Origin of the sequence: Siccibacter colletis (assembly GCF_000696575.1) — a bacterium.
In the GTDB taxonomy this organism is placed as follows: Bacteria; Pseudomonadota; Gammaproteobacteria; order Enterobacterales; family Enterobacteriaceae; genus Siccibacter; species Siccibacter colletis.
Map to the genome: position 1 here is coordinate 231,531 of NZ_JMSQ01000009.1, position 15,068 is coordinate 246,598.

The 15,068-nt window shown below is 58.7% G+C and carries 13 protein-coding genes; 10 read left to right on the top strand and 3 right to left on the bottom strand.

Going from position 1 to position 15,068, the window contains the following annotated elements:
• The first annotated feature begins 25 nt into the window (after positions 1-25).
• From ET34_RS0113065 to ET34_RS0113105, 9 genes are all read left to right on the top strand, one after another.
• Entirely contained in the window at positions 26-1,411 is a 1,386-nt protein-coding gene (locus ET34_RS0113065) for an aldehyde dehydrogenase family protein (RefSeq protein WP_031522725.1), read from the top strand.
• A gap of 106 nt (positions 1,412-1,517) precedes the next feature.
• Entirely contained in the window at positions 1,518-3,119 is a 1,602-nt protein-coding gene (locus ET34_RS0113070) for a methyl-accepting chemotaxis protein (RefSeq protein ID WP_031522729.1), read from the top strand.
• A gap of 34 nt (positions 3,120-3,153) precedes the next feature.
• A complete protein-coding gene (gene glsB, locus ET34_RS0113075) occupies positions 3,154-4,080 on the top strand; it encodes a glutaminase B (RefSeq protein ID WP_031522731.1) in 927 nt (308 codons plus the stop codon).
• On the top strand, positions 4,080-4,448 hold the full coding sequence (locus ET34_RS0113080; protein ID WP_031522733.1) for a DUF4186 domain-containing protein: 369 nt from the start codon (positions 4,080-4,082) through the stop codon (positions 4,446-4,448). The genes glsB and ET34_RS0113080 overlap by 1 nt, the downstream gene beginning before the upstream one ends.
• A gap of 155 nt (positions 4,449-4,603) precedes the next feature.
• Complete coding sequence (locus tag ET34_RS0113085) at positions 4,604-6,043, top strand: GGDEF domain-containing protein (RefSeq protein ID WP_031522738.1); 1,440 nt, start codon at positions 4,604-4,606, stop codon at positions 6,041-6,043.
• 356 nt (positions 6,044-6,399) lie between these two features.
• Positions 6,400-7,392, top strand: a complete 993-nt coding sequence (locus ET34_RS0113090; protein WP_035891326.1) for a sensor domain-containing diguanylate cyclase — start codon at positions 6,400-6,402, stop codon at positions 7,390-7,392.
• 70 nt (positions 7,393-7,462) lie between these two features.
• Complete coding sequence (locus ET34_RS0113095) at positions 7,463-8,425, top strand: sensor domain-containing diguanylate cyclase (protein ID WP_031522741.1); 963 nt, start codon at positions 7,463-7,465, stop codon at positions 8,423-8,425.
• A gap of 89 nt (positions 8,426-8,514) precedes the next feature.
• Positions 8,515-9,036, top strand: coding sequence for a GNAT family N-acetyltransferase (locus ET34_RS0113100; protein WP_031522742.1), 522 nt, complete (start codon positions 8,515-8,517; stop codon positions 9,034-9,036).
• A 116-nt stretch (positions 9,037-9,152) separates the two neighbouring features.
• Positions 9,153-10,604: a tagaturonate reductase gene (locus tag ET34_RS0113105; protein WP_031522747.1), complete on the top strand. Its 1,452-nt coding sequence runs from the start codon at positions 9,153-9,155 to the stop codon at positions 10,602-10,604.
• Positions 10,605-10,826: 222 nt separating this feature from the next.
• Here the strand turns inward: ET34_RS0113105 and ET34_RS0113110 are convergent, their stop codons facing one another.
• Positions 10,827-12,473: an alpha,alpha-trehalase gene (locus ET34_RS0113110; protein ID WP_031522748.1), complete on the bottom strand. Its 1,647-nt coding sequence runs from the start codon at positions 12,471-12,473 to the stop codon at positions 10,827-10,829.
• A gap of 316 nt (positions 12,474-12,789) precedes the next feature.
• Here ET34_RS0113110 and ET34_RS0113115 point away from each other — a divergent pair, with 316 nt between their 5' ends.
• Entirely contained in the window at positions 12,790-13,347 is a 558-nt protein-coding gene (locus ET34_RS0113115) for a sterol desaturase family protein (protein WP_051640535.1), read from the top strand.
• On the opposite strand, the gene crtB is transcribed toward ET34_RS0113115, so the two are convergent.
• Both crtB and crtI read right to left on the bottom strand, forming a co-directional pair.
• On the bottom strand, positions 13,262-14,188 hold the full coding sequence (gene crtB, locus ET34_RS0113120; protein ID WP_031522752.1) for a 15-cis-phytoene synthase CrtB: 927 nt from the start codon (positions 14,186-14,188) through the stop codon (positions 13,262-13,264). The two genes, ET34_RS0113115 and crtB, sit on opposite strands and share 86 nt — an antisense overlap.
• A partial coding sequence (gene crtI, locus ET34_RS0113125) for a phytoene desaturase family protein (protein ID WP_031522754.1) occupies positions 14,188-15,068 on the bottom strand: 881 nt, incomplete at its 5' end. The genes crtI and crtB, both read right to left, overlap by 1 nt.

Genomic DNA, 15,068 nt, shown 5'->3' on the forward strand with positions numbered 1-15,068 from the left:
GCAGACTATTTATAAGGAGTTCACCATGCATTCACCTGATACCCATGCGCTGTCCCGCAACCCGTTCACCGGCGAGGTTATTGGCGCCTATCCCTTCGCGTCAGCCGCAGAAGTCGATGCCGCGCTGGCCAGCGTGGATAAAGGCTTTCGCGCCATGCGCACCCTGAGCGTGGCCCGCCGCGCAGCATTGCTCACCCGTCTGGCGGCCGCCATTCGCGCCCGCAGCGAGGAGATGGCCCGTACCATTACCGCCGAAATGGGCAAACCCATTACCCAGGCGCGCGCCGAAGTGGAAAAATCCGCCGCGCTGTGCGAGTGGTACGCCGCGCAGGGGCCGGCAATGCTGGCCAGCGAACCGACGCAGGTGGAGAACAATCAGGCGGTGATTGAGTACCGTCCGCTTGGCCCGATCCTCGCCGTGATGCCGTGGAATTTCCCGCTGTGGCAGGTGCTGCGCGGCGCGGTACCGATCCTGCTGGCCGGGAACAGCTATTTGCTCAAGCATGCGCCGAACGTCACCGCCAGCGCCCAGCTGATCGATGAGGCGATGCGCGAAGCGGGTTTCCCGGACGGCGCGTTTGAATATCTGGTGGCGGATAACGATGCGGTCAGCCGGGTGATTAACGATGCGCGCATTGCGGCGGTTACCGTGACCGGTAGCGTGCGGGCGGGCGGGGCGATTGCCGCTCAGGCCGGCGCGGCGCTGAAAAAATGCGTGCTGGAGCTGGGCGGCAGCGATCCCTTTATCGTGCTGAACGATGCCGATCTCGATATGGCGGTCAAAGCGGCGGTCGCCGGGCGTTTCCAGAATACCGGGCAGGTGTGCGCGGCGGCGAAGCGCTTTATTGTCGACGCCGCCATCGCGCCCGACTTTACGGCCCGCGTTGTGGAAGCCACCCGCGCCCTGACGCTGGGCGATCCGACTCAGGACGCAACCTATATCGGCCCGATGGCGCGCGCCGATCTGCGCGACGAGCTGCACCAGCAGGTGCAGGCCACCCTGAGTGAAGGCGCTACGCTGCTGCTCGGCGGCGAGAAGCTCGCTGGCGAGGCAAACTTCTATGCCCCGACGGTGCTTGGCAACGTCACGCCGGAGATGACCGCGTTTCGTCAGGAACTGTTCGGCCCGGTGGCGGCCATCACCGTAGCGCAGAATGCCGAACACGCCCTGCAGCTGGCGAATGACAGCGACTTCGGGCTGAGCGCGACGATTTTTAGCGCCGATGAAGATCGCGCGCTTGATATGGCCGCGCGGCTGGAGTGCGGTGGGGTATTCATCAACGGCTGGTCGGCCAGCGATCCGCGCGTCGCCTTCGGCGGGGTGAAGAAGAGCGGCTACGGTCGTGAACTGTCACATTTCGGGCTGCACGAGTTCTGTAACGTCCAGACGGTGTGGAAAAACCGCCGCTAGTCCTCATGCGCCGCCTGCGGGCGGCGCTGCGCTGTCATCTGCGTGCAATAAAAGTGACATTTATCCTCAGTAGACTCGCCCTCTCTGGCTTTTACTGAAGAATATCATGAACCTAAGTCAAATTTCTGGCGTTATGCGCCGCCGTTTCCAGCCCCGGGAGTTTGGTTTACTGGCCGGGATTTTGTGCGTCATTGCCCTTTTCTCCGCACTGCAGTTACTTTCCACATTCCTGGTCTCCTCGTTGCTGCATGACACCCGGCAGAGCGTTGAACTGCGCGAGCAGCAGCGCCAGCAGCAGGTGAAGATGGATGAAGCGCGGGTGGCGTTGCTCACCGCCAGCGATCTGCTCAACCGCGGCGGCGTCTGGTTTATGCAGGATAAAGAGACCGGTTCCGAAGGGAGCTGGGTCAGCCTGAACGAAGAGGCCCAGCGCGCGCTGGCGCACTCCCACGAGGCCTACACCGCCTTCAGCGCCGGGTATGCGAATAAAGACGATCCGCTTCTTACCAGCTACCAGCAGTTTTATGGTGCGCTGAAGGAGATGGCAGACAGCATGCAGAAGGATAAGAGTATCGATGCCTTCTTTATTGTTCCCGCCCAGGCATTCCAGAGCGATTTCAACGACAAGTACGCGGCGTATCAGCGCAGCACCGCGCAACAAACCGATGCGGCCAGCCACGCCCTGATGGACAGCCTGTCATCGGCTAAGAATCTGTTTATCGCCGTGCTGGTGGGGCTGGGCGTTATCGCCGTGCTGGTATGGCGCGGCGTTGCCAGCTGGGTGATCCGTCCGCTGAAGCAGCTTATCGCGCACATCCACCAGCTCGCCGCCGGGGATCTCGCCACGCCGCTGCCTGCGGTGCCGCGTCGCAACCGCGAAGTGGGGGAGTTGCGCAGCAGCATCGATGACATGCAGCAGGGGCTGCAGCGTCTGGTGCAGGACGTGCGCGATGCCACCGCCGGGATGATCGCCAATATCAACCAGCTCGCCGATGATAATCAGCAGCTTTCGCGTCAGTCGGCGCGTCAGGCGCAGGAGCTTGCCAACGTGACGACGCATATCGCCTCGCTGGAGTCGCACGTTGAGGAGAACAGCGAATACGCCCGGGTCGCCAACCAGCGCGCTGATGAAGCGCGAGCCATCGCCAGCGGCGGCGACACCATGATGCAGACGGTGAATCACTCGATGCAGGACATCGTCGCCCGCTCGGCAGAGATGCGCGGCATCGTGGCGCTGATCGACAACGTGGCGTTTCAGACCAACATCCTGGCGCTGAATGCCGCCATTGAAGCGGCCCATGCGGGCAACCACGGGCGCGGCTTCGCGGTGGTGGCGCGGGAGGTCGGGCTGCTGGCGCGGCAGAGCAGCCAGTCCACCAGTACCATCCAGCAGCTGATCCACCATTCACTGCAGGGCATCGAGGCCGGTTCCCAGGCGGTGGCGCGTCTGGAGAGCAACCTTGAGCAGGTGACCGGGCTGGTGGGCAAACTGACCGGGCTGCTGAGCGAGATCTCGGTGGCAACGGTGAATCAGGGCGAAAGTATTCACGAAGTGACGCACCGCATCGGCGCGCTGAACCAGGTGGCTACCCATACCGGTACGCTGGTGGAGCAGAGCGCGGACGCGTCCCGTCGCCTGCGCGACGAGTCGCAACGCCTCGATGAAACCATCGCCCGTTTTCGTCTGCCTGAGTCAGCAATGGTCTGATATACTCCCCGCCGTTTTAACAGGGGAGGTACAGGTGGCGACAACACTGAGTAACGCGTTGCTGGATGAGATCCTGGCGCAGGTTCGCCCGCTTATCGGGCAGGGCAAGGTGGCGGATTATATTCCGGCGCTGGCAGAAGTGCCGGCGGATAAGCTGGGCATTGCCATCTGTACCGTAGACGGGAAGTGCTTCAGCGCCGGCGACGCCGCCGAGCGTTTCTCCATTCAGTCGGTCTCTAAAGTGCTGAGCCTGGTGCTGGCGATGGGTTTGTATGAGGACGACGAGATCTGGCAGCGGGTGGGGAAAGATCCTTCCGGTCAGCCGTTCAACTCGCTGCTTCAGCTGGAGCTGGAGCAGGGTAAACCGCGCAATCCCTTCATCAATGCCGGTGCGCTGGTGGTGTGCGATATGCTGCAGTCGCGTCTCAGTGCCCCGAAGCAGCGCATGCTGGAAGTGGTGCGCCGGCTTTCGGGCGTTGAGGATCTGGTGTACGACACCCGGGTCGCCCGGTCGGAGTTTGACCACGCCGCTCGTAATGCCGCCATTGCCTGGCTGATGAAGTCCTTTGGTAACTTCCACAACGACGTGATGACGGTGCTGCAGAGCTATTTCCACTACTGCGCCCTGAAAATGAGCTGCGACGAGCTGGCAAAAACCTTTCTGTTTCTCGCCTGTCAGGGACGTGCCCCGCATCTTGATGCTCCGGTGATCTCCCCGCTGCAGACGCGCCAGATCAATGCTCTGATGGCCACCAGCGGTATGTATGAAAATTCAGGTGAATTTGCCTGGCGCGTCGGGATGCCGGGGAAATCCGGCGTCGGCGGCGGAATTGTCGCCGTGGTGCCGCACGAGATGTCGATTGCCGTCTGGAGCCCTGAGCTGGATGCAGCCGGCAATTCGCTGGCGGGCATTGCCGCACTGGAGATCCTCGCCGCCCGTATCGGCAGGTCGGTATTCTGATGAACGATGACTTTGCCCCGCTGTTTGCCCGCCTGCAGCGTTCTGCGTTTCGCAAGCGCTTCCACCTGGGCGCGAAAGAGCGGCAGTACTGCCTCGACAAAGGCGCGGACACCATCGATCGCCACGCGGCAGACTTTATCGCTAAGCGGCTGGCGGCCGCATACCCGACCAACGACGGCAAGCAGACGCCGATGCGCGGTCATCCGGTGTTTATCGCCCAGCATGCCACCGCAACCTGCTGTCGCGGTTGCCTCGCGAAATGGCACGGCATTCCCGCCGGCGTGGCGCTCAGCGAGGCCGAACAGGCGCGTATTGTCAGCGTCATTCATTGCTGGCTGGTGCAGGAGATGAACGGCCCGGCGCGCTGATTTTAGCGCCCCGACAGACGCTAAATTAATCCTTAAATAAGAGGGGTTAATTCAGCTCTTTGCAGCGACTAAAGTTTAGCAAACATGCTAAGCTAAACGATATTTTACGAGCGACCGCGATAATTGCATGGGGCAATTACTTGGATTCCAATCGAATGACGACGGCTTATTCTGGTAAGCATTATTTCTTTCAAGAAGAAAAAGTTTTAATAAACGTGGTCGGTGTTTTTATCCTGACCACGCTATTTTATTTTTTTGGTGCGATGCTGCGTCTGGTGGATGAGCTGTCGCTGTTCTGGCCCCTGAACGGGGTGATGGCCGGGATTTTTGCCCGCTACGCGTTTCTCAACAAACCGCTCTATTATTTTGTCTGTTACCTGGCAATGATCGTCTATGACTCGGTGACCACCACCTGGGGACTGGCATCGCTGGCGGTTAACTTCTCAAATATGATTTTTATCGTGCTGGTGGCGCGTCTGTTAATCCGCGATCAGGTGCGCTCCAAAGGCACGCCGCGCGCCATCAATGCGCTTAATCTGTTTAATTACTGTCTTATCGGCGCGTTGTTCAGTGCGCTGTTCGGCGCGGTGGCCTCCATCGACATCGATGACCGCAACTTCCTGCCGCTGTTTGCCGACTGGTTCAGCGAGCAGTTCGCCACCGGCGTGCTCATCCTGCCCTGTATGCTGACCATGAAAAAGCCGGTGTTTCGCGAGCGCATCTCGGCCGACAAAATCTACCCGCTGATTGGCGTCGCCGTTTCGCTTGGCGCGTCGGTGATGGTTGGCGGGGCGGGGAGCCTGGCCTTTCCGCTGCCGGCGCTGATCTGGTGTGCGGTGCGCTTTACGCTCCCCGCCTCGTGCCTCGTCACCTTCCTGACCGGGGTGATTGAGATTGTGCTGGTGGCCAACTCAATTATCGAAATCAACAGCCATGCCACGCTTATCACAAGCCAGATGTTCTCGGCGCGGCTCGGGATCGCCACCATCGCCATTTGCCCGCTGATTGTTTCCATCAGCGTGGCAGCGATAAACAAGCTGATGGCGCAGGTCTCACGCCGCGCCGACTACGATTACCTTACCGGCGTTCACTCCCGTTCCGGCCTGCATGAAGCGCTGAAAATCATGGATGAAAACGGCAACGTGCCGCGCCAGATGAGCATGATGCTGCTGGATATCGACTACTTCAAAGGCATCAATGATAACTACGGCCACGAGTGCGGCGATCTGGTGCTGGCGGCCTTCGCTGCGAAAGTCGGCCAGGTAGTTGGCGAGCGCGGTCTGGTGGCGCGCATGGGCGGCGAAGAGTTTGCCGTGTTCTGTCCGGGCGCGGATGCAGAGGAGGGGTATATCATCGCCGAGCAGATCCGCAATGCCGTGGCGCAGCACGCCTTCGAGTGGAAGAAAAACCGCCTGTGGCTCACCGTGAGTATCGGGCTTGGCAGTAAAACCCGCAGCTGGGACTCGTACACTGAAGCGTTCGGCGAGTTGATGCCCCACGCTGACCGCTACCTTTATATCTCCAAAAATCAGGGGCGTAACCGCACCAGCGCGGAAAACATGCCCTCTGAGTCGCTTACCCAGCGTGCAGTCTGATACCGGGCGCAGTTATCTTTATTTAACCTAAATTTAGTGGGGATATTATTCCCTCAACTACAATCAGCTGATAAAAATACTGCGCCGGTAGAATACGTACATCAGACAGTGAAATCGCAACAATAAAAAGGCTTTTTATTTTTCCTTTTATGGGATGATTTAAAGCCCTTATTATTAATGCGCTAATATAAGGATAATCTTACAGCGCTTAATAAGCCAGGGGCCGCAAATTGCTTGCCAGCTGAATATATCGTTTATAAGATGGCGCCGTTTAAACGTGGAAACGTTACATGATGAGCCGTCCTGAACGACGCCGTAAAAATGAAAAAGTCCCGGGGCTTCGGTTCGTCAGGCGAATGTTTTTGATGAGGGTGCTGGGCACCTTCCTGTGTTTTTTCCCCATTCTTTCCGTGCTCAATGAACAGCAGCGTCCGCCAGCATTTTCGCTTCTGCTCGCGGCGAACGCGTTTATCTGGCCGTGGCTGGCATTCTGGCGCAGCCGACGCGGGCCTGTACCGCTGAGATCGGAACATCAAAATCTGGTGGCTGATGCTGCCGCAGGCGGGTTCTGGATCGCCACCATGCAGCTTAACCCGCTGCCGTCGGTGGTGATAGCCACCATTCTGTTGGCTGACCGCCTCTCCGCAGGCAGCTACCGGCTGATGGCTAAAGGTGCCTGCGCGCTGCTGCTGACGCTGTTTGTCACCTGGGTTATTCAGGGGATGAACGTGGAATGGTACGTCACCCAGCGCACGCTGCTGGCGACGCTGCCGCTGATTGCGCTCTATCTGCTGGCGCTCAGCGCCCTGACCGATGGCATTGCGACGCGGTTGCGTATTAAAAGCCGCGAGCTGGAACATATCGCGATGATGGACCCGTTTCTGGATATTGCCAATCGTCGCCTACTGGAGATGAAGATCAACGCCGAGCTGCATAAGCTCAACGGTCAGTGTCATGCCTCGACGCTGATGTATATCGATATCGATAACTTCAAAACGGTGAACGACCGCTTTGGGCATAAAGTCGGCGATACGCTGCTTATTGCCATGTCGGATATTCTGCGCATCGTGACGCGTCAGACCGATACCCCGGCCAGACTGGGCGGAGATGAATTTGTGGTGCTACTGCCTGATACCACACTCGATCAGGCCTATGACGTGGGGCGTCGCATAATGGATGCCGTAACGTTGCTGCGATTGTCGCCGGACCGGGCGCTGGATTTCACACTCAGCATCGGGATTGCCAGTGCGGTCAGTTCCATGACGGATGTCGCCGACTGGCTGAAAGCCGCGGATGACGCGCTTTATCAGGCGAAACGCCAGGGAAAAAATCGAATTTTTGCGCATTAATTGTTCACGGGCAGGACAGCCATGCCCGATGCGCTATTCTTAGATTAAACCGTGCCTTACAGGTAATGATATGAAAATACCCGCAACCCCTTACAACGAAGACGAGCGCCTGCGTTCGCTGCAGGAGTCCGGCCTGCTCGACACCGGTCCCTCAGAGCGTTTCGACCGTCTGACGCGCCTGGCGCGCCGCCTGTTCAACACGCCGGTGGCGCTGGTGAGCCTGGTGGATCAGGAGCGGCTGTGGCTGAAATCCTGCGACGGCTACAGCGTGCGCCAGGTGCCGCGCGACATTTCGTTTTGCGCCCACGCGATACTCAAAAACGAGCCGCTGATCATTACCGACGCGCTGCAGGATGAACGCTTCTTTGATAACCCGCTGGTGACCGGCGAGGCGAAAATCCGCTTCTATGCCGGCTGCCCAGTGCATCTGCCGGACGGTGCCACCGCCGGCTCGTTCTGCATCATCGATCACGAGCCGCGGGAGTTCGGCGCTGAAGACGTCGCGATGCTGAAAGATCTGGCGGCCATCGTTGAGGATGAGTTTGCGGTGATGAACGCGGCTACCACCGACGAGCTGACCGGGCTGCTGAACCGCCGCGGTTTCAAGGATATGGCAACCTACGCCTTTTCCAGCTCGCGCCGCCGCGCCGAGCCGCTGACGCTGGCGTGCATCGATCTCGATAAATTCAAGCACATCAACGACACCTGGGGTCATCAGGAGGGCGACGATGCGCTACTGGCGATGGCGGAACTGATGAAAGGCTCGTTCCGCGGTGCGGATCTGCTGGCGCGTCAGGGCGGGGATGAGTTCGCTATCCTGTTTGCCGACACCGATGAAAAGGGCGCCTGGATTGCGATGCAGTATCTGACGGAAAAGGTGAATGCGTTTAACGCCTGCACCGAGCGTCCGTGGCGGCTCAACTTCTCCTGGGGCGTAACCGAGTATGATGAAATCGAACACGGTTCGCTGGCGGCGCTGTTCCAGGCGGCGGACATGCGCATGTACGCGATGAAAAGCAAAGGGAAAAGCTAGCGGTCATTAGTTTTTCCTCTGACGCCCGGGCTTGAGTTAACAGAATGTAAAAAGCATAGTAAATCATTCTCTCAACAGGGCGTCAGGCTATGTCTTTCACTTACTCACCACTTCCTTCCCACGCTATTCTTACCCGTCTCGATGAACTGACTGATGTGCTGATCGACTGCGTCGAGGGCGGCGCATCGGTGAGTTTTATGCTGCCGCTGAGCCGTGAACAGGCCGCCGGATTCTGGCAGCAGGTCGCGCTGGATGTAGCTGCCTCCTCACGCACGCTGCTGGTGTGCGAGGATGCGCAGGGCCGCATCGTCGGGACCGTACAGCTGGTAACCGGGCAGCCGGATAATCAGCCGCACCGCGCCGACGTTTCGAAGTTGCTGGTCCACCGTCGCGCCCGTCGCCAGGGCATCGCTCAGGCGCTGATGGAGCAGCTGGAAGAGGCCGCACGCACCGCCGGTAAAACGCTACTGGTACTGGATACCGCAACCGGCAGTGGGGCGGAGACGTTTTACCGCCAGGCAGGCTGGCAGCATTGCGGCGACATCCCCGGTTACGCCCTGATGCCGGACGGTAAACCATGCGGCACAACAATATTTTATAAGACCTTATAAAATTTTTTATATGTCCGTGCAAATTGATCAAAACGGGGTTTCACTTTAATTGTTTCTGCTACGGTGATTCGGCAATCCTTCAGGTTGTCTGATAATAATTCACCAAGGAAACGACTGTGAAAACTTTGAATCGTCGCGATTTTCCCGGTGCTCACTATCCGGAACGTATCATTCAGTTCGGTGAGGGGAACTTCCTGCGTGCTTTTGTCGACTGGCAAATCGATCTGTTAAATGAACACACCGACCTGAACGCCGGTGTGGTGGTGGTGCGCCCGATTGAGAGCAGCTTTCCACCTTCACTGAGCACCCAGGACGGGCTGTACACCACTATCATTCGCGGACTGAATGAAAAAGGGCAAGCGGTCAGCGATGCGCGTCTGATCCGCTCCGTCAATCGCGAGATTAGCGTTTACGGGGAGTATGAGGAGTTTCTGAAGCTCGCGCACAACCCGGAGATGCGCTTTGTTTTCTCCAATACCACCGAGGCGGGCATCAGCTATCACGCCGGCGACAAATTCAACGACGCGCCCGCCAGCAGCTATCCGGCGAAGCTGACCCGTCTGCTGTTCGAACGCTTCACCCACTTCAACGGCGCGCAGGATAAAGGCTGGGTCATCATTCCCTGTGAGCTTATCGACTATAATGGCGACGCGCTGCGCGAACTGGTGCTGCGTTACGCTCACGAGTGGGCGCTGCCGGCGGCGTTTACGGCCTGGATTGAGAGTGCAAACACCTTCTGCTCAACCCTGGTTGACCGCATCGTTACCGGTTATCCGCGTGATGAAGTCGCCGCGCTGGAAGCGGAACTGGGTTATCACGACGCTTTCCTTGATACCGCCGAGCACTTCTACCTGTTTGTCATCCAGGGACCGGCGTGGCTGGCTCAGGAACTGCGGCTCGATAAGCTGCCGCTCAACGTGCTGATCGTCGATAACATCAAGCCCTATAAAGAGCGCAAAGTCGCCATCCTCAACGGGGCACACACTGCGCTGGTGCCGGTCGCATTCCAGGCCGGGCTGGACACGGTGGGCGAGGCGATGGACGATGCGCAGATCTGCGCGTTCGTGGAAAAAGCGATTCACGACGAGATCATTCCGGTGCTGGATCTCCCGGCCGATGAGCTGCGTTCCTTCGCAGAGGCGGTGGTGAGCCGGTTCCGCAATCCGTACATCAAACACCAGCTGCTCTCCATCGCGCTGAACGGCATGACCAAGTTCCGCACCCGTATTCTGCCGCAGCTGCTGGCAGGGCAGAAGGCTGCGGGCAAAGTCCCGCCGCGCCTGACATTTGCCCTGGCGGCGCTGATCGCGTTTTATCGCGGTGAGCGTGACGGTGTCACTTATACATTGCAGGATGATGCTCACTGGCTGGAGCGTTACGCTATGCTCTGGCAGCAGCATGGTGACAAACAGCTCAGCACGCGTGAACTGGTTAATGCGGTACTGAATGATGCCGATCACTGGGGGCAGGATCTGACTCAGCTCCCCGGCCTGGCTGAACAAGTAGCGCAGGATCTGGACGCTATTCTTATTAATGGGATGCGTAACGCCGTTGCACCGCTGTGCTAACCACGACCCGGCTCAGGCCGGGTTAAATCTCAGCGCCCAGCGCGGGTAAGTGAAGCGCACCCGCATAAGAAAATGCAGCGCGGGTTAATTTTAGCCACTCATTAGTTACAACATACTTGTTGTTTTCTGATATTCCACATATCAGCATCGACGTTTACTTCGTTAAGCAGCAAAAAAAACGGCCTGTGATGTCACAGACCGCGTCGTTATAAAGAAATGAAATCAGAATTTGTTGGGATACAGACCCAGCAGACGGCGGGTGACGCCGTTGGTCCAGCCGAAGCCATCCTGAAGCGGATATTCACCGCCGCCGCCGGGGCGCGGCAGGGAGTTAGCGATGTGATACTTCTCGATAAGCTTGTGGTGCTGGGTATAGAAGCGCGTCACGGTCTGCAACCAGTTGCGGGCAATCTCATCCGACAGGTCGTCATGGTGATAATTTTTCAGCCCCTGGATAGCCATCCACTGCAGCGGTGCCCAGCCGTTGGGTTTATCCCACTGCTCATCGCTTTCCACTTCGGTCGCCAGAATCCCGCCCGGCGTCAGCAGACGCTCGCGGATGTGGTGGGTCAGGGCTTCGGCCTGTTCCGCAGAAGCCATACCGACATACAGCGGCACCACGCAGGCGGCAGAGAAGGACGCTAGCTCATTACGACGCCAGTCGTAGTCGCGATAGCAGCTGGTGCCGGTATCCCACAGATAGCGGTTAACAGCTTCCAGACGATCGGCGGCTTTACGGCGGAAGCTGGCCGACGTCAGCTCATCTTTCTTCAGACCAGCGATATTTGAAATTGCGGTTTCCAGTTTGTAGAGGAACGCGTTCAGATCCACCGGGATAAACTGGGTAGTGCGGATACTGGCGAGGCGATGCGGATCGCGCAGCCAGCGGGTAGAGTAGTCCCAGCCGGACGCCGCGCCGGCACGCAGATCGCGATACACTTCCGCCGCCGGGCGACCGGAAAGCTTCGCGGTCTGGACGTCTTCCAGCCAGGACTCATCGCGCGGGGTATCGCGGTCATCCCAGTAGCGGTTAAGCAGCGAACCGTCCGGGAGGCGCACCACGTGGCGATACGCCTGGTTGGGTGCCAGCGATTCAGCCCCGTCCATCCAGAAGGCGTACTCCATCAGCAGATGGTCGAGATAGCGCCGCGCACCGCGCACGCCATCTTCTTCAAACAGCTCGACCATCAGGGCGAATACCGGCGGCTGCGAGCGGCTCAGGTAGTAGGTGCGGTTCCCGTTCGGAATATGACCGTAGGTTTCAATCATCCAGGCGAAGTTGTCCGCCATGCAGCGCAGCAGATCGTCGCGGCCGCTTTCGGCCAGGCCCAGCATGGTGAAATAGGAGTCCCAGTAATAGGTCTCACCAAAACGGCCACCAGGCACGATATAGGCCTGGGGCAACGGCAGCAGCGAGGAGAATTCAATGTGGTCCTGCGGCTCGCGGGTTAATACCGGCCACAGGCTATCAATATGTTCCTGCAATGTATTCTCAGGATTTGAAACATAATGACGCGTATTATTTTCCGGCAAATAAAAATTATCCTCGACGAACTTTCGCAGGTCGAAATCACGATTGCGTTTAACCCGGCGATACTTGATAAGAATATCGAGCGGGTCGGATTTGGGCGCGCAGTCGGGGAAGGTTTTGCTGTCGGGGAAAATGCGAGACGACTGCACATGCTCGAACAGTTCGAGATAGCGATCCGCAGGGGTAAGCGCATCGGAAGCGGGCATGCCCTCAATCATTTCCGGTTGCGGCTCAGCGTCGGTCATCTCATCCAGTTTCAGCTCACAGGGGTCCAGCTCATAACGAACTTCTTTCTCTGACTCCCTGGATAGCGGTAAGTGTGTCGCCTTATTAAACATGCTGATTAAGACCTCCAGGTTGTGTATCAGTGTAAAACTAATTTTAGCATCCCTGTTTCGGGCTTTTTCTAAGAATTCATGCTGAATTGTAATAAATACCTGGCGTTGCGCGGGGATACGCAGCGGTCATCAGGGGAGCGCAGCTGATAATGAGATGATTCAGGCTATATCGAGTATATGACAAGAATAAAAAAGGACAGGCTTTTTGCCCGCCCATAATATAAAAGTTTAAAAACTGCCGTTGAGGCTGGATTTTACCCGTAGTTGAGCCTAATCCAGGCTACGCTTTATCTGCTGACATTGACAGGAAAAACCTATGCTTGCGTTGTGGAACACCGGGATCGTTATTCTCACTATTATTATCATGGAAGGCGTGGCGACGTTTGCCCACAAGTACATCATGCACGGCTGGGGATGGGGATGGCATCTGTCGCACCACTCGCCGCGGAAAGGGAAGTTTGAGCTTAACGATATGTATGCCGTGGTGTTTGCGCTGCTGGCTATCGTCCTGATTTATGCCGGCACCGAAGGCTACTGGCCGCTGCAGTGGATCGGCGCGGGCATGACCGGATACGGCATCATCTACTTTATCGTCCACGACGGCCTGGTCCACCAGCGCTGGCCGTTCCGCTATATTCCGCGTCGCGGCTATCTGAAGCGTCTGTATATGGCGCACCGGCTGCATCACGCGGTGCGCGGACGGGAAGGGTGCGTCTCCTTTGGCTTTATTTACGCGCCTCCGGTCGAGAAACTACAGGCGGTACTGCGCGCCCGCCACGGACGCCCCGCTAGCGCGGGCGCTGCCAGAGATGCGGATCGCGCGGCGGCCACTCCGCCTTCCGGGAAGCGGTCGCCTGCTTCACGCCGGCGATAACCAGACTGATTTTTTCCGCGCGGGTGGTGCCCTGGCGTTGATCCCAGGCTTTTTCACCCGCCATCAACACCTTCACGCCAATCTCCCGATAAACCCCATGCGCGGTGGCAATGGCCCAGGCAGAGCGCAGCGGTAGCTCGCCCAGCCCGGCCTGCGCCGACTGATAATAGGGCTCCGCCTCAGATACCAGACGCGCCGCGATGCGCGCCAGCGCCGGACGATTGGCTTTCACGGTAGCGGTCTGCTCGTTCAGCCCCACCTCCGCCAGCCACTGCTGCGGCAGGTAACAGCGTCCGACCTGCGCATCTTCCACGATATCGCGCGCGATATTGGTGAGCTGAAACGCCAGCCCGAGATCGCAGGCGCGATCCAGCGTCTCCTCGTCGCGTACCCCCATCACTCTGGCCATCATCAGGCCAACCACGCCCGCCACGTGATAGCAGTAGCGCAGGGTATCATCGAGGGTGAAATAACGTTCGTTGCGCACATCCATTGCGTAGCCTTCCAGATGATCGAACGCCTGGCATGGAGGGATGTCATGGGCGAGCGCCACTTCCTGGAACGCGGCAAACGGTGGTTCACTCATCGGCTCGCCCTCATAAGCGCGGCGCGTCATGTCGCGCAGCCGCTGTAATCGGGCTTCCGGGCTGTCGGCAACCTGCTGCTGCACGTTGAACCCGGCGACCTGGCCGTCAATCACGTCGTCACAGTAGCGGCACCAGGTGTAGAGCATCAGCGCGCTGCGCCGCGTGGTTTTGTCGAACAGCTTCGAGGCGGTAGCAAAGCTTTTTGAACCGGCGCTCATGGTGGCGCTGGCATGGTCGAGTAACGGCTGGGACATTACGTCAGATCCTTTAACATTAAGCGGGCAGTCGCTTTCGCAGAACCGATAACTCCGGGTACGCCCGCGCCGGGATGCGTGCCTGCACCCACCAGATAGAGATTCGCGATACGGCTGTCGCGGTTATGCGGGCGGAACCAGGCGCTTTGGGTCAGGATCGGCTCCAGTGAAAAGGCCGAGCCCTGCCAGGCATCGAGGGTATCGCGGAAATCGTCCGGCGTGAACATGCGGTGCGTCACCAGCTGGGAGCGCAGGCCGGGCATGTAGCGCTGCTCCAGATAATCGAAGATACGCTCGCGCAGGCGCGGGCCTTCCACACGCCAGTCGAGCGGGGCGTTACCGAGGTGCGGCACCGGGGCCAGCACGTAATAGCTGGCGCAGCCCGGCGGCGCAAGGGATGGATCGGTAACGCAGGGCGCGTGCAAATAGAGCGAAAAGTCCTCAGAGAGGTGGTCAGCCGTGAAAATTTCATCGATCAGCTCTTTATAACGTGGGCCGAAGCAGACGGTGTGGTGCGCCAGCTGCTGGTGATGATGGTTCAGCCCAAAGTAGAGCACAAACAGCGAGTTGCTCATACGTTTGCGTTTCAGCGCTGCGGCCTTCGCTTTGCCGCGCGGATGATGCCCGAGCAGCTTCGCGTAGGTATTCACCACATCGCCATTAGAGGCCACCGCCCCGGCGTCGAGCCGCCGTCCGTCCGCCAGATGCACGGCGGTGACGCGATTATCCGCCGTCTCCAGCCGTTCCACCCGGGCGTTCAGCTCAAGCGTACCGCCGAGATCCTCAAACAGTCTGACCATCCCCTGCACCAGCGCCCCGGTGCCGCCGCGCGGGAACCACACCCCCCATTCGCGCTCAAGGGCGTGGATCAGGGTGTAGA